We start from the raw sequence: 14,838 nt of genomic DNA on the forward strand, positions 1-14,838 counted from the left end.
TAAATATTAAATAGCTGCAACAGTGTTCAACTTGCGTCGCACGGCCGAATAATGGATCCAATTATTGTCACGGTGTCATTGGCAACATTAAAGAGCCACTACTTATTATTTACGGTGAATATTGCCCCCTATTACCGGGACAAATAACTTATCCCGTTGTTTGTGTCGGTTTTGCACGGCGGACCTGCTTCCAGACCTCGTCTGATGACGTTTCATGACCCAGGTCAATGCCCGGGCGAACAACCGCCGAACGGAGCGAAAATTTTCACCTGGCCTCTGCGAGCGGATGCTATTTTTAAGCTCACGACGCCATGACCACACAAGGGTCTGGCCCCTGCCGCGAGCTAAAGGAAGTGCTCAATGAACAAGGTGGGCAACATGAACAAAGTGACGTTCCCGAATGCCTGCCAGCTGATGCGCTGGCATTTTCATCCGACCGGCTTCGAGGGCAGCATGGACGCGCCCGGCAGCATGGTCGCCCGGCTGTTCGATCGCACAAGCGGTGAAACGCTGATTGCGATTGCCGGCATTCCCTGCGCCTCGGTGATGAACGCTGCCGATGTGGAGCGCATCATCGAAGCGATTGAGGATGAACTGGCGTCGTTTGTGCCGCCGCAGTCATTACGGGCCTGAGCCTGTGGGAGGGGCTTGCTCCCTCCCACATTGACCAACTTTACGTTCAAATCCGTTGATCATCGAAAAACGCCTTTTTGCCGTCTACCCGCTCGGACGCCCTCGGCACATTGACCGCTGCGCCTTCGGGCTTTTCCACATACCAATAGCAATGGCTGACGGCCCGGGTAATGCCGACATAGGCCAGGCGCAGCACTTCGTCTTTTTGCGCCGTGTCATAGGGCTCGCTGTCGCCAGCCTTGCCCAGGCCCGCCATGCGGTACACCTGATTCTTGTACGGCGAGCTGGTGACGTGCTGGCAATCGCCCAATAGAAATACCGCATCCGCCTGCAGGCCCTTGGCGCTGTGGTAGGTCAGCTGTTTCAATCTGCGCGCTGGCGCCGGCAGGCTCGAATCAGCATTAACTACAGCCTGAATATGCTCTTGAATCAATAGCTTATCGCTGCCTTTTCGATACAGCATCAATACTGAATCGCCCTGCTGATAGTGCGCCTGCAACTGCCGCCCCAGTTCAGCATCGTCTCGGGTCAGCACTTGAACGGGCACCAGCGCCTTGGGCACGCCGCTGGCTTTGGCCTTCTTGCCGGGGATCGCTGGCGCGGCGCGCACGATATGCTCAGCGGCATCGATGATGTGCTGATGGCTGCGGTAGTTCTCACCCAGCATCACGCGGGTGGTGCCGGGGGACGGGAATTCGGTGTTGAAGTCCATGAAGTACTTGGGCGAACTGCCGCGCCAGCCATAGATCGACTGCCAGTCATCGCCCACGCACAGCAACGAAGAACGCTGGGCACCGCGCCCCACGTGCATGGCCGGGCCGCGGCTGCGGATTTCGCGCAGGCTGGCGCGGATCCACGAGACGATCTGCGGCGACACATCCTGGAATTCGTCGATCATCAAGTGCGACATTGGCCGCAGCAGTGGGTCGCTGAGCAACGTGAGGTTTTCCGGCATGTTTTCGCCAAACAGGGAGAACATGCGGTTATAGGTCATGATCGGCGGCGATTGTTCGAGCAGATGCTCTTCCAGGGCTTTCCAGAAGAGGCTCAGTGCCTCAAAGAACAAGCGGTCGGGATCATCCCTGGCGAACGTCATCTGGCCGACGGCGGTGGGCACGTCCAGGCCAAGGTTCTCGATAAAGCCCGCTGCGGTGACAAAACAGTCCAGCAACGGCGCGGAGGCCAGTTCGCCCTTGACCTTGTAATCAAAGCCGGGTCCAGCGGTAGCGTCACCCGCCAAGCTGCTTATGAGACGCCTTGATGATTCATAACTGTCCAGCCATATCAAAGGCTTGCGACAGAAAGCTTGAAACAGGGTGCGCTTTACCGCCCACTCGGCGCGTACCGACAGCTTGGCGTTGGGTCGGCTGATCTGCGGGTTTTCCCGCGCATCGAAGCCCAGCACCACCCAGGCGTCCAGCTCGGGAATATAGCCGTGACAGTGAAAGGTCGCGCCGTTGATTTCAAACGTCTGACGGCTGGGCTCGATGCCCTTGATCGGCCAGGCGCCCGCGCGAAACCACAGGTCTTCGATCAAATCGCACAGCTCTTCATCGCGCTTGGCCGCCAGCTCCGTCACCGCGATGCGCTTCTGCACGTCCGGGTGGTCGCGCTCCAGCTCCTTGAGCTGCAGGCCATGGCGGGCCAGCGGCGCGATCAATTCGCGAAATCGCGCGTGGCGACTGTGCAGCCGGTGGTAGCAGGCGTTCATCTGCTGGCGCTGGGCGTCGTTGATGCGCAGGTCGAAGGGGTTGCTGTCGGCGTCGTTAACGCCGGCGCTGAGGTTTTCGAAGGCCTGCAGACGCTCAAACCCCGGCAGGCTGCGCACCATCGGCAGAATGCGTGAGTGAAAGGTGCGCACCACGGCCTGAGCCTCTTTCAAGGCAAGGGGCTGGCCCCACAGCGCGAGGATGTCCATCAACTTGTTGACGAAGTCCTTTCGCGACTCACGGGTGAAGGTCACCACCGTCATCGAACTGAGTTCAAAGCCCAGGTAATGGGTGAGCAGCAGAATGCGCAACACCAGCGAGGTGGATTTGCCGGCACCGGCCCCGGCAATCACCGAGGTGGACGGCGTATCGCTGAAGATCATCTTCCACTGCGCGGTGCTGGGCTGGGCATGGGCCGGCAGCAGGCGCGCCACGTCGGCCTTGATGCGCTTTTTGATCTCGGCGGTGAGCGGCAGGCGCCAATCGTCAAACAGATTGTCGTCCACCCCCGGCGCGCGGTGCTCATCCGGGCGGAAATCACGAATCAGCAGGACTTGCCGGCCTTGCTCGATGCCTTCGGCCATGCCCTCACGGTAGCCGTATTCCACGCCCGCCTCATGCCCGCTGCGAAACCCATCGGCCTGGCCGTGCAACCACGAAAACCGGTGCTGGGCACGCAGCCGTGTGAGGCCATGGCCAAACAGGCGTGCGGCGAGGCGTTTGAACAAGGGCATTTCTGCAGGCGGAAGCAGATCAGGGGGCAAATCAGGCTTTTGCTGCGGCACGCGAACTCCAGCGATGGTAGTGATTCTGGCGAATGGGCCATGGTCGCCGGAATTGCCGCTCAGTACCAGCCAATTGCTTTGCCGTCATGCAGTTAGGCGACGAAGTGAAAGTCAAAACCCGGTTAATCCATCTAATCGATTGATAGGAATCAGGCAGTTTTTACGCTTTTTACCGATCAAGAGCTCAAGGATGATGGAGTGCATTCAGAGGAGACGATCATGCTTGAACTTCGACCTTTCACTTCCCTGGGCGGCGCCCATCACGGCTGGCTCGACGCCCATCATCACTTTTCGTTTGCCGAGTATCACGACCCCAAACGCATGCACTGGGGCAACCTGCGCGTATGGAACGACGACATCATCGCGCCGGGCACCGGTTTTCCGCAGCATGCGCACCGGGACATGGAAATCATCACGTATGTGCGCGAAGGCGCCATCAGCCATGCCGATAACCTGGGCAATAAAGGCCGCACCGAAGCCGGTGACGTGCAGGTGATGAGCGCAGGCACCGGGATTGCCCACAGTGAATACAACCTGGAAGCCACGCCGACGAAGATTTTCCAGATCTGGATTATTCCCAATGAAGCCGGGCTGCCACCGTCGTGGGGCGCCAAGCCGTTTCCGCAGGACGGTCGTGAGGGCTTTGTGACCCTGGCCAGCGGCAAGAGCGGCGACAGCGAAAGCCTGCGCATACGCGCCGATGCCCGCCTGGTGGCGGCCAACCTGAAAGCCGGAGAAAGTGCCGAGTACCGCCTGGACGGCGGACGCCGCGCCTATCTGGTGCCGGCCACGGGGGTGATTGAGGTCAATGGCCTGCGTGCCCAGGCGCGGGACGGTGTGGCGGTGGAAGATGAGCCAGTGCTGCGGGTAACCGCGATTGAAGACAGCGAGATTGTGCTGGTCGACCTGGCCTGATTCACATGGAAGGCTCCGCCAAGTCTTCGACTTAGCGCTGTCGCGCAGCAAACCGGGGTCTCTGTGGCGAGCGGGCTTGTCCTAATGCCGTTCAGTTAAGCGCAGATTCCCTGTGGCGAGCAGGCTTGTCCTGCGTTGGGCTGCGCAGCAGCCCCAAAACCAGGCGCTGAGCCGTATCAGGTACACCGCGTTTTGCTGGATTGGGGGCGCTTCGCACCCCAACGCGGGGCAAGCCCGCTCGCCACAACAGGCCCGCTCTACAGGGGGGGGGTTATTGAGAAATAGCGCCATCAACCAGCACTTGCGCTTCCTCCACCAACTGCTTGAGGTGATCTTCGCCGATAAAGCTCTCGGCGTAGATCTTGTAGATGTCCTCGGTGCCCGATGGCCGCGCGGCGAACCAGCCGTTTTCGGTCATCACTTTCAAACCACCGATGGCCTGGTTGTTACCCGGCGCGTGGCTGAGGATCTGCTGGATGCTCTCCCCGGCCAATTGGGTGGACGTAACCTGCTCCGGCGACAGCTTGCCCAGCAGGGCTTTCTGCGCCGGTGTGGCCTTGGCGTCGACACGAATGGCAAACGGCTCGCCCAGCGCATCGGTGAGGCCACGGTAGATCTGGCTCGGGTCCTGGCCTTTGCGCGAAGTCATTTCGGCCGCCAGCAAAGCCGGGATCAGGCCATCCTTGTCGGTGCTCCACACCGTGCCGTCCTTGCGCAGGAACGACGCACCGGCACTTTCTTCACCGCCAAAGCCCAGCGAGCCTTCGAACAGGCCATCGGCAAACCACTTGAAGCCCACCGGCACTTCATACAGGCGACGGCCGATGTTTGCCGCCACCCGGTCAATCAAGCCGCTGCTGACCACGGTCTTGCCCACGGCCGCATCGGCACGCCAGTGGGGACGGTTCTGGAACAGGTAGTCAATCGACACCGCCAGGTAGTTGTTCGGTGCCAGCAACCCGCCGGACGGCGTCACGATGCCGTGGCGGTCGTGGTCCGGGTCGCAGGCAAACGCCACGTCAAAGCGCTCCTTGAGCCCGATCAGGCCTTGCATGGCGTAGCTGGAGGACGGGTCCATGCGGATCTGGCCGTCCCAGTCGACGCTCATGAAGCGGAAGGTCGAATCGACTTCGGTGTTCACCACCTCCAGGTTCAGGCGGTAATGCTCGGCAATCGCCGACCAGTAGCGCACCCCTGCTCCACCCAGCGGGTCGACGCCCAGGCGCAGGTCGGCGCTGCGAATAGCGTCCATGTCGATCACATTGATGAGGTCCGCCACGTAGGTATTGAGGTAGTCATGGCGATGGGTGGTGTCGGCCTTGAGCGCCTGGGCGTGGGTAATACGCTTGACCCCGGCCAGTTGGTTGGCCAGCAGCTCGTTGGCCTTGGCTTCGATCCACTTGGTGACGTGGGTATCGGCCGGCCCGCCATTGGGCGGGTTGTATTTGTAGCCGCCGCTTTGCGGTGGATTGTGCGACGGCGTGATGACGATACCGTCCGCCAGACCACGGGTACGGCCGCGGTTGTAGCAGATGATGGCGTGGGAAATCGCCGGCGTCGGGGTGTATTCATCGCCCTCGGCGAGCATCACGTGCACGCCATTGGCGGCAAGCACTTCCAGCGCGCTGGCGCCGGCCGGGGTCGACAGTGCGTGGGTGTCCAGGCCGACAAACAGCGGACCATCGATGCCCTGGGCTTCGCGGTACAGGCAGATCGCCTGGCTGATGGCGAGCACATGCCATTCGTTGAAGCTCAGTTCCAGGGAGCTGCCACGGTGCCCGGACGTACCAAACGCCACGCGCTGGGTGGAGATCGCTGCATCAGGCTGGCCGGTGTAATAGGCCGTGACCAGTCGCGGGATATCCACCAGCAACTGAGCCGGCGCCGGTTTGCCCGCAAAAGGACTGATTGTCATGCATGAACCTCGAAAAGAAGAAGTCGGAAAAAGGCAGTTTACTGGCACTTGGACTACTGCGCGACGGTATCGATCCTACCTCATGATGAGAAATTTCACGCAACTAGCCCTGATGTGCCTGGCGCAGTGCCTCACCCAGCGCAGCCAGGGCTGTGTGAAGATTTGGCAGCCCCTGAAACGTATGGCTCACGCGCAGGTGCTGGTGATGCAGGCCGCTGATACTGAACAGTTCGCCGGGCGCAACGACCACGGCGCGGGCCAGCAAATACTGGAACACCTGGCGCATATCCACCGTTCTGGCGGACTCCAGCCAGAATGTCGCGCCGCCGACCGGCATCCGGTACGTGACCAGCCCCCCGAGATGCTGATCGAGAAGCTCACTCATGGCGCTGGCTTGCTCCAGCAATAATGCGCGCAAGCTACGCAGGTGCAGATCAATGCGCCCGCTGTGATACAGCCGCGCAATCGCGCGCTGGCGGATCGCCGATAACCGAAACGAGCGCAGCAGGAACTGGCGCTGCAACTGGCTGCTCATGTGCCGCGACAGCAGATAACCGTAGGGCGCTTCCGGACCGAGGGTTTTCTCGAACGAGGAAAACACGATCAGCCGCTCGGGGTTGACCAGGTCGCGCAATGGCGCTTGAGTCGGCACGAAGCTCAATTCGCCATACAGGTCGTTTTCCAGCAGCCAGCAGCCGTAATGGTCCAGCAACTGCGCCAATTCCAGACGGTCCTGTGGCTGCACGGCCACCCCCGCCGGCAGGCTCAGCGACGATGACATCAATAACAGTTGCACGGACTCCTCGCGCAGCGCCCGTTCGAGGGACACCAGATTCAGGCGGCCGCCGTGCATCCAGGGCAACTCGATCACTCGCACGTCGGCATCCTGCAGCAGCCGCAGGATCAACCAGTCACAGGGCGACTCGACCAGCACAGTGGCCCCTCGCAAGCCCAGCACTTCGATGAGGATGTCGAGCACGCCACGCAGGTCGGCCCCCACGTACACATCATCCGCGTGCCAGCAGCGCGTGGGCGATGAGGTGTAGCGCGCCGCCAGCGCCGCGCGCAATTCCCACACGCCGCACGACTGGGAGCTGTGCTGCGACTGGCGCGGATACTGACGCACCAGTTCGCGCTCCAGGCGCAGCAAGGTATCGTCCAGATTGGCCAGCAACGCCGGTTCATCACCGCTGAGCACCGCCATGGCGGGGCTCCTGGCGGCCACGTACAGCCGTTCGAGCAAGTCGCCGCTGGCAAATGTCGCGGTGCTGTTGGCAAGGGGCCAGGCGTAATACCCGGACTTGGCCACCGAGTACACCCGCCCCTCCTTCTCCAGCAGCGAATAGGCGTACTGGATGGTGGAAATCGAGACGTTCAGGCGCTGCGACAGCTCTCGCAGCGACGGCAGTTTTACCCGAGTATCGGTACTCACCTCATTGATCAGGTTGATCATGTAGCGATACACCGCCTGGTAGGCGAAGTCCGCTTGTCGCGTGCCACGCAACGTCATCGAGCGGACAGCTGCCGAGCCATGTCGTCACAGGTCAGGTCGCGCTCAAGGTCGTGCTTGCGCGCACTGCTGCCGGGCAGCAGGTTCATTGGCCGCTGACGATACAGATGCTGGAGCAAGGGCAGCGGCAAACCGCTGGCGACAGTCACCCACTGTTGCAGCATCTCGGCAGCCGGCTTGCCCTGCAGCACCTTGTGCAGTTCGGGCAGTGCCACGAGCATGCCTGGATGGCACTGGCGCAGGTAGCTTTCCAGCCGTTCGCCATGATGGATGAAGGGCGAAAACATCAGGCAGATCAGCTGGCTTTCATCCAGCCCAAAAAACTGCCGGGCGTAGGCGGTGGCCGCTGCGCGTCCTTCATCGCTGCCGGCCTGGACCAACAGCTCCTGCGGGATCTGCACATGCTTGAGCTGCTCCTGTGCCAGCAGCAGGAACTCTTCCACACCTTCCCCATACGGCAATTCACGCAGGCATTCGGCCTTGAGGCCACGCAGGTGCGCCATCAACACGGGGTTGGCAAACGCCGGATGGCTGAAATGAAACCCCAAGGGGTCTGGGGTATAGGCCATGAACTCGGTCAGCAAAGGTGCACTGGCAGGGTCTATGTCCTCGAGCAGGTCGGCAAAGCCGATATACGCCAGGGGACGGTACCCACCGGTGCTGATGTCAGCCCTGGGCTGATAGTGCTCGCCATACAGGTCGCGATAGAAGTCTTCGCTCCATTGGTCCATTCGCGCAAACAGCCGGTCGAGGGACAGGGGCCTGGCTGCCCGGACCTTGTCCGAACCGGCCTGAGCCGCCTTTTTCAGCCACGCCAGCAGTTGGCTCTGTTTACTCGCAGAGTCGCCGCTGACCAGCACATGCACACCGCCGTCCCACGCGGTGACGCGCTGATAGAAATCCCCCAGGGCAAGGTAGGTGTCGTTGCACAGCGTTGCGCAGATATCGCCGCCGCTCAGGTGCCCCACCATCAGCCGGTTGCGCTGCGCCGCTTCACAGCCCTGGGTTGACACCGGGCGCTGATGATTGAATGGCAGCACCTCATGGTTTTCCACCATCAGCAGTTCCACGCGATCATCGTCATGGAAAAACAGGCGGCTATAACCGTTGTTGAGGGTATCGAGTGTGCGCTGGGTCATGCCGGCATGGCGCAACGTCGCTACCCGCAGCTGGAACGTCGTCGGTGATCGCCCGGCGATGCTCAATTGCGCGGCGCGCAGCATCGCCAACGTGTAACTGCTGACCTCACCGCCACCGTGGGCGACCAGCACCTTGTAATTGCCGATGTACTCCATCCCCCCTGCCGCCACGACAATACGCTGGATCAACAATTGAAGCGCCGTGCGTTCCGCGCGACTGAAGTACCCGATCAAGCGTTGCTGAACTTGCTGGTAAACATACGTCATAGCCTGTTCGTGAATAGCGCTCATAGCTCTACTACCTGAGTTGAAATATAACTTTCAAACAACTATCAAACCGAGTTGCTTGGTCTATTGAATTGCCAGGAAAGTCGTTTGCGGTATCGTGTTGACAGTGACCGAACACTAGCACCTTGCAACCCATCGACATTGACTGCGCAGAGCGTTTTGCCCGGACCTCCATGGCCTCGAACGCCGACATCCACGCCGCCCGTGGGGATTGGCGACCTTCCTAGGAATATTCAGACAATCTCCTACATTCCCTTAACCCCGAATTAAAAGATCTATCCGACAAATAAAATTTGTCAGGCAGTGCTCCATGAATGTCAGTTGATTGAGCGTCAGCATAAAATTGCCCGGCACTTGGGCCCGCAGCAAATGCGCCATTATTAAACGCCGCAGGAAATACTCGCCGCCGTATCAATGCGTCAATCATTACTCGGTCCTTGAGTTGAAAGTAAGAACACAATTATCAAGGCTGGAATAATGATTAACAGATACAGAAGCCGGCCGAAAACCAGTTCAGTTCAGGCTCAAGCGCAGGGTGGATCACCCAGACACGACAACGCCGCGCTGGAATTCAGGGCGGCGTCCGGGGCAAAGGTATCGTTTACGGGGCTGAGGGGCGATTGCACACCGTGGAAAGCGCGCGGGGTAAGCCCTGTCAAATGGCGGTTTTGTCCCATACGCCCAGGGCGTGGAACAGTCGTTTACGAATGTTCCTACACACGAAACAGCTTAAACTTGCAGCGCCACCCGCTCACGGCACGGGCATTCATCCATATAACGGTGCGCTTCAACGAACTGGTCAAAGGCAAACACCGTGGTTTTCAGCGGCACCAGCACACGGTCGGCGGTCAGTTGGTTGATATCACGCAACGCCCGCTGCATGGCGACCTGGTCCTGGATAATGCCCAGCTCCGGCTTGCCGGTGAAATTGCCAATGCAGTGCACAAAGAACTGAATGTTCTTCTGGAACGCCGCACAGGCCGGAAACGGTGTCTGATTACCGCCTTGCAGGCCATAGAGCACCAGACTGCCACGCGGCGCCAGCACATCGCCAAGCAACGACATCTGCGGGCCGCCCAGGCCATCGAACACCACGTCGACGCCGCGATTGTCAGTGAACTTGTTGATTTGCATCAGCAGGTCCTGCTCCTCGGTGACGATCACCTTTTCCGCCCCGAGAGACAGCAGATAGTCACGCTCGGCGCTGTCCTTGGTCGCCGCAATCACCCGCACGCCCAGCGCCTTGCCCAGTTGCACGAAGGACGGACCGGCGCAGTGGCTGGCATCGGTCACCAGCGCGAACTGGCCGGGTTTGACCCGCGCCAGGTCCACGTAGGCGAAGTAGGCGATCAACAGCGGCGTGTAATGCACGCTGGCTTCAATCGGGCTCAGCACATCCGGGTAACGGGTCAGGGCCGAACGGGGCAGGACGATCTGTTCGCCATACACCGGGTAATCATTGGGGCTCTCGGCCGGAAAACTGGCCACTTTATCGCCCACCGCCAGGTCATCCACGCCCTCGCCGAGGGCGACCACCACGCCGGCCATTTCATGACCAAGGCCGGACGGCAAACGTGCATGGGAGGACGCCAGGTTCTGGCGCCACAGGATGTCGTACCAGCTGATGCCAATCGCTTCGACACGCACCTGCACTTCGCCCGGTGCGGGCTGCGCGGCTGCATGCTCTTCGCATTTGAGCACCTCGGCCGGACCAAACTTGTGAAAACGGATCGTGCGGGACATCGCAAACCTCGTCAAAGTAACCTCTAATGCCATGAACTTTATCTGGGCTTTGCGGGTAAGGCCACCGGTCGCCATTAATAGTCGACATGCTTGTCATTGATTCCGCGACTAAGCTACAGACCTCAGCTTTCGTAGGAAAACTCAATTATCTTGTGCAGAGTATCAGCCTTTCCCCGTAAGATTCATGCCGGTCATTGTTTACACACGACCGCTCTCGTCAAGTTTGCAGACTCTTCCAGGACACAAGATGAACCGTAACGACCTGCGTCGTGTCGACCTTAACCTCTTGATCGTATTCGAAACCTTGATGCATGAGCGCAGCGTGACCCGCGCTGCCGAGAAACTATTCCTCGGCCAGCCGGCCATCAGCGCCGCCCTGTCGCGCCTGCGCGGGCTGTTTGACGACCCGTTGTTCGTGCGCACCGGCCGCAGCATGGAGCCCTCGGCCCGCGCGGTCGAGATCTTCGCCCTGCTCTCCCCAGCCCTGGACTCGATTTCCACCGCCGTCAGCCGCGCCGCCGAATTCAATCCGGCCACCAGCACCGCCGTGTTCCGTATCGGCCTGTCCGACGACGTCGAGTTCGCCCTGCTGCCCCAACTGCTCAAACGCCTGCGCGCCGAAGCCCCCGGCATCGTGCTGGTGGTGCGCCGCGTCAACTACATCCTGATGCCAGGCCTGCTGGCCTCGGGCGAAATCTCCATCGGCGTCAGCTACACCGCCGACCTGCCCGCCAACGCCAAGCGCAAGGTCCTGCGCCGCAGCCTGCCCAAACTGCTGCGCGCCGACAGCGTGCCCGGCTCCCTGAGCCTGGACGACTTCTGCAGCCGCCCCCATGCATTGGTGTCGTTTGCCGGCGACCTGAGCGGGTTTATCGATGAAGAACTGGAAAAGCTCGGTCGCAAGCGTCATGTGGTGCTGGCCGTGCCGCAGTTCAACGGCCTGGGCACCTTGCTGGCGGGCACCGACATACTCGCCACCGTGCCCGACTACGCCGCCGAAGCCCTGACCTCGGCCGGCGGCTTGCGCGCCGAAGACCCACCGCTGCCGGTGCGCAGCTTTGAACTGCACATGGCGTGGCGCGGGTCACAGGATAATGATCCGGGGGAGCGGTGGTTGAGGTCGCGGATTCAGATGTTTTTTGGGGATCCTGAGAGTCTTTAGGTGTCGTCAGGAAGCTGTTCAGCCTGATCATTTCCGGCTTTTCATAGGCCATGGAGATCTACCCATTTCCAGAGCACGAGGCATCTGGGGACATGCTATGGATGGTTTGAAAAGGATGCCCCCAGGTCTAAAACAGGCGGACACCATCGACCTTAATTCTGGCGTTCAGTAGGCGTATTTACCGTTTGCTCAGGTAACGCCTACGTAGATACCTGCGCGGACGCACACCCCCTTACTTCGCCAACACGCCCCTATCGCCTGACTTCAACCTTGTAAAACAAATTCTCAACCATAAGTCGGCGCCGATTTACCGTGAGAAACATCTGCGCTTTACCGGTGACTTCATTCACCCAACACGGCGAAAGGTCACCACCCCGGCCCTTATTCAAGCGGTTATGCAAGAACTGAACCTGGCCTCGTAAGTCTTTATTGGCCTTCTTTAATTCAATTGGACTCGTACCGCTTTTTTCCGCCTGTGCGATGGCAACGGCGTGCTTGATCGCCTCTTGGAGCTGGTCCTTCGTTTGGTCGGCGTTTGTCCCGAATGCAGCCGCTAGCATGTCGTCCTGAGCCTTGAGCGCCGCGATGCGTTTCACCACATCCGTAGGCTGTACGCCTCTTCATCAGCAGGATCGACGACCAGCTTTTTTAGCTGCTCAAACGACATCATCGTTTCTAAAATGAGCTGTTTGGCGTCGGCGCCTTTTTTCTGCCCAGCAACCTCTATCAAGGCTTTTTCGATTGCCACGAGTGCAGTCAGCTCCTGATCTTTTTGGGTCATGAGTACTTTCAAGCGATCCAGCTCTGCAGTTGCTTTCGATGCGTCCACCAGCTTGCTCATGATCTCATCGGGCTTACGCACGCCTAACGCCGTCATCCGCGCTTTCAGTGCCTCGGCCGCCTCGTTGATCGCATTCTCACGTACATCCAGATCCTGGAAGGCCAACATTTTTTCATTCAACGCCTGATTTTTATGGGTTAACTTAAAAATCTGGTACAGCATTGATTATGAGAGTCGCACGCTCCTCCCGATCTTCAGCGGCGACCGCTGCCCGCATGACCGCTGTGTAACCGAGCTACGTTCTGATCGATGCGGCCTTGGATCGTGCGCAAGGTGTCTTGAGTAATAACCTGTGGGCATAGGTTCTCGGCGATGCTTGCAAACCGGCTCGCCACATCGCAAATGCCGTCAATCATTCTGCCGGCAACGTCCGGGGGCACCTCGGCTTCCTCGGCAAGCCGAAGCATTTGCGTGCGGGAAATCGACAGGGCTTCGCCCATCACATCCATCTGGTGATATCCACTTGGCCCCTCGCAGAAGGTCACGTCGTAAGCCGGCGACAGTCTCCACTGACCGTCTTGCGACATGATGTAGGCAAAGTTCTTGGGATGATCGTCTCTGTTGTTGAACGCAACGTTGAAGACGGCACGTTCGAAGGCCACCGCCATCTCTCGCACGTCGTTGGTACACATCTGTGTTGCCCGCAAGAAGTTGACGTAGTCCAACACCCCCGGAGACCGGTAATTTGCCCCCGTAAAGGCCGCTAGGCTTTGCATGGGTACGCGCAGACCATTCCGACGGTCAAATCGCTTACTGGCAAACGCTGCCAACCCATTAGGCAGACTGAAGTACTGCGTGTCAGGGGTCTCGATGCCGCACATGCGCAGGCACTCGGCGTAGACCATTTCGATAGCGCACACCTCGGCATGCTCTTCTTTCGCCGGGAACTTGACCAACCAAGCTTCAAAGCCCGCCGTAACGGCAGTGGTAAAACGGCCAGTTTCTGGATCGCGATAGACGAGGGCCTTAGGCCTTGCACCTTGAGGCGAGCCACCCACCAGCAGCAACGTCTGCAGGAACTCGCCACCGTCTCCATGGAGCACTTCCTGCACTTCGGCGGCAAGCTGCTCCAGCGGGATATGGACTTCAGACTCCTGCCCTTCTGGTGCCACGGGCTCAAACGTTATGGCCCCCATTGCATTGCTACCGATGTAGGCTAGCCGTTCCAGTGAGCCGATGCGCGCCGTGGTGAGCCCGCGGCGCCTGAACATACGGTCCATCAGTAACATGCCCCACCCATCGGGCAAGGAGTCGTAAACAGGCCCTGGCAAGTACAGTTGGTGGTCTGGAAAATCTTGGCGCAACTGAGCCCCCGCCAACGGGAGCGTGTAGGAGGACAGTTCCAAGCCCCTTTGCCTGGCTTCATTGCTGTACTCGAACACGATCAGCGGGCGACCGGTCAAGGCGGTCGTGGAGACCAGCGTCCCCCATTGCCATCGCTCACCCCAGCCCTCGTAGAAGACGTTCACCTGCTCAAGCATTGCCGGACTTCCTCTTTGAACGGAGACGATTGGCGCTGTTTTCGTAGCGCCGAATATCCTCGATGCTGTCCAGCTTTGGCAGGAACAGGCCTTCAAGTTCCTTGGTTCGACCAAGAGCCATCGCCACACGAACGACGTTCTCGAATCCGACATTGCGCCCTGCTTCAAGGTTGGACACCGTGTTTGTGCCGATGCCGGCACGTCCGGCCAAGTCGGCTTGTGTCATGTCCAGCGCCAAGCGCTCTGTGCGCAAGCGATCGCAGAGGCGCTTGACGACTTCGCTCGGCTTGCTGAAGCTTAAATCCAACATAGTGTGTACCCAGCCCATTCTGTGCCAGTTAGTCCCCAAAATTATAGAATTAACGCACAGCCCTATCAAGTGACTTAATTCACTAAATCTGTGCCTTATCGCTTAATTTCTAGCTTTAGCCACAATTTACTGGACTTATCTACCATAAGGCCAAAGGGCCGGAAGGACTATTTTGGCCTGCTCAGAACCGTATTTTGGATGAAGGTTTGCCTTCCGCCTGAGCCCGGTGAGCGTTGGGGGCAAAAATGGGGGGCAGCTAAAAATTTCTCGACCTGAAACCACCGTCCCAGAGCCCAGTCAAAATGTTCTTTGGCGACCCTGACAGCCTGTAACCGAGCCCCATAAAGATTTTTATAACAATAAGTTATGGGCACTTTCAGTCCACCGCCATCTATCCCGATCCAATG

General features: G+C 59.4%; 12 protein-coding genes. 3 read left to right on the plus strand and 9 right to left on the minus strand.

All coding sequences use genetic code 11. The annotated features are described in order from the left end of the window. Nucleotides 1-360 precede the first annotated feature (360 nt). Complete coding sequence (locus TU79_RS15480; protein WP_057008783.1) at nucleotides 361-633, plus strand: DUF1652 domain-containing protein; 273 nt, start codon at nucleotides 361-363, stop codon at nucleotides 631-633. Between the two features lie 46 nt (nucleotides 634-679). Here TU79_RS15480 and TU79_RS15485 read toward each other — a convergent pair whose 3' ends face one another. Further along, nucleotides 680-3,127, minus strand: a complete 2,448-nt coding sequence (locus tag TU79_RS15485; RefSeq protein ID WP_057008784.1) for a UvrD-helicase domain-containing protein — start codon at nucleotides 3,125-3,127, stop codon at nucleotides 680-682. A gap of 219 nt (nucleotides 3,128-3,346) precedes the next feature. Between TU79_RS15485 and TU79_RS15490 the strand changes: the two genes are divergently transcribed. After that, the gene (locus tag TU79_RS15490) at nucleotides 3,347-4,042 is read left to right on the plus strand and encodes a pirin family protein (protein WP_057008785.1); all 696 of its coding nucleotides are present in this window, start codon (nucleotides 3,347-3,349) and stop codon (nucleotides 4,040-4,042) included. A gap of 271 nt (nucleotides 4,043-4,313) precedes the next feature. Here the strand turns inward: TU79_RS15490 and pgm are convergent, their stop codons facing one another. The 4 genes from pgm to TU79_RS15510 all read right to left on the minus strand — a co-directional run bounded on the left by pgm (nucleotide 4,314) and on the right by TU79_RS15510 (nucleotide 10,637). Continuing rightward, nucleotides 4,314-5,957, minus strand: a complete 1,644-nt coding sequence (gene pgm / locus TU79_RS15495) for a phosphoglucomutase (alpha-D-glucose-1,6-bisphosphate-dependent) (protein ID WP_057008786.1) — start codon at nucleotides 5,955-5,957, stop codon at nucleotides 4,314-4,316. Between the two features lie 103 nt (nucleotides 5,958-6,060). Next, nucleotides 6,061-7,467: an aminotransferase-like domain-containing protein gene (locus TU79_RS15500; protein ID WP_057008787.1), complete on the minus strand. Its 1,407-nt coding sequence runs from the start codon at nucleotides 7,465-7,467 to the stop codon at nucleotides 6,061-6,063. Next, entirely contained in the window at nucleotides 7,464-8,897 is a 1,434-nt protein-coding gene (locus TU79_RS15505) for a hypothetical protein (protein ID WP_057008788.1), read from the minus strand. The genes TU79_RS15500 and TU79_RS15505 overlap by 4 nt, the downstream gene beginning before the upstream one ends. Before the next feature lie 726 nt (nucleotides 8,898-9,623). Next, nucleotides 9,624-10,637, minus strand: a complete 1,014-nt coding sequence (locus tag TU79_RS15510; protein WP_057008789.1) for a zinc-dependent alcohol dehydrogenase family protein — start codon at nucleotides 10,635-10,637, stop codon at nucleotides 9,624-9,626. 247 nt (nucleotides 10,638-10,884) lie between these two features. Between TU79_RS15510 and TU79_RS15515 the strand changes: the two genes are divergently transcribed. Then, the gene (locus TU79_RS15515; RefSeq protein WP_057008790.1) at nucleotides 10,885-11,799 is read left to right on the plus strand and encodes a LysR family transcriptional regulator; all 915 of its coding nucleotides are present in this window, start codon (nucleotides 10,885-10,887) and stop codon (nucleotides 11,797-11,799) included. A 251-nt stretch (nucleotides 11,800-12,050) separates the two neighbouring features. Here TU79_RS15515 and TU79_RS15520 read toward each other — a convergent pair whose 3' ends face one another. From TU79_RS15520 to TU79_RS15535, 4 genes are read right to left on the minus strand one after another with little or no spacing between them, the layout of a single operon-like run. After that, on the minus strand, nucleotides 12,051-12,395 hold the full coding sequence (locus TU79_RS15520) for a hypothetical protein (RefSeq protein ID WP_139136821.1): 345 nt from the start codon (nucleotides 12,393-12,395) through the stop codon (nucleotides 12,051-12,053). Continuing rightward, nucleotides 12,392-12,802 carry a hypothetical protein gene (locus TU79_RS15525; RefSeq protein ID WP_057008792.1) on the minus strand — a complete coding sequence of 137 codons (411 nt, stop codon included), beginning with the start codon at nucleotides 12,800-12,802 and terminating at the stop codon, nucleotides 12,392-12,394. Before TU79_RS15525 ends, TU79_RS15520 begins: the two co-directional genes overlap by 4 nt. Nucleotides 12,803-12,834: 32 nt before the next feature. Further along, complete coding sequence (locus TU79_RS15530) at nucleotides 12,835-14,121, minus strand: type II toxin-antitoxin system HipA family toxin (RefSeq protein ID WP_057008793.1); 1,287 nt, start codon at nucleotides 14,119-14,121, stop codon at nucleotides 12,835-12,837. Next, nucleotides 14,114-14,431, minus strand: a complete 318-nt coding sequence (locus tag TU79_RS15535) for a helix-turn-helix domain-containing protein (protein ID WP_057008794.1) — start codon at nucleotides 14,429-14,431, stop codon at nucleotides 14,114-14,116. Before TU79_RS15535 ends, TU79_RS15530 begins: the two co-directional genes overlap by 8 nt. Nucleotides 14,432-14,838 lie beyond the last annotated feature (407 nt).

Origin of the sequence: Pseudomonas trivialis (assembly GCF_001439805.1) — a bacterium.
GTDB lineage: Bacteria > Pseudomonadota > Gammaproteobacteria > Pseudomonadales > Pseudomonadaceae > Aquipseudomonas > Aquipseudomonas trivialis.

Coding starts and splice junctions, on each gene's coding strand:
- TU79_RS15480 (WP_057008783.1), top strand. CDS start 361: ATGAACAAGGTGGGCAACATGAACAAAGTGACGTTCCCGAATGCCTGC.
- TU79_RS15490 (WP_057008785.1), top strand. CDS start 3,347: ATGCTTGAACTTCGACCTTTCACTTCCCTGGGCGGCGCCCATCACGGC.
- pgm (WP_057008786.1), bottom strand. CDS start 5,957: ATGACAATCAGTCCTTTTGCGGGCAAACCGGCGCCGGCTCAGTTGCTG.
- TU79_RS15500 (WP_057008787.1), bottom strand. CDS start 7,467: ATGACGTTGCGTGGCACGCGACAAGCGGACTTCGCCTACCAGGCGGTG.
- TU79_RS15505 (WP_057008788.1), bottom strand. CDS start 8,897: ATGAGCGCTATTCACGAACAGGCTATGACGTATGTTTACCAGCAAGTT.
- TU79_RS15510 (WP_057008789.1), bottom strand. CDS start 10,637: ATGTCCCGCACGATCCGTTTTCACAAGTTTGGTCCGGCCGAGGTGCTC.
- TU79_RS15515 (WP_057008790.1), top strand. CDS start 10,885: ATGAACCGTAACGACCTGCGTCGTGTCGACCTTAACCTCTTGATCGTA.
- TU79_RS15525 (WP_057008792.1), bottom strand. CDS start 12,802: ATGCTGTACCAGATTTTTAAGTTAACCCATAAAAATCAGGCGTTGAAT.
- TU79_RS15530 (WP_057008793.1), bottom strand. CDS start 14,121: ATGCTTGAGCAGGTGAACGTCTTCTACGAGGGCTGGGGTGAGCGATGG.
- TU79_RS15535 (WP_057008794.1), bottom strand. CDS start 14,431: ATGTTGGATTTAAGCTTCAGCAAGCCGAGCGAAGTCGTCAAGCGCCTC.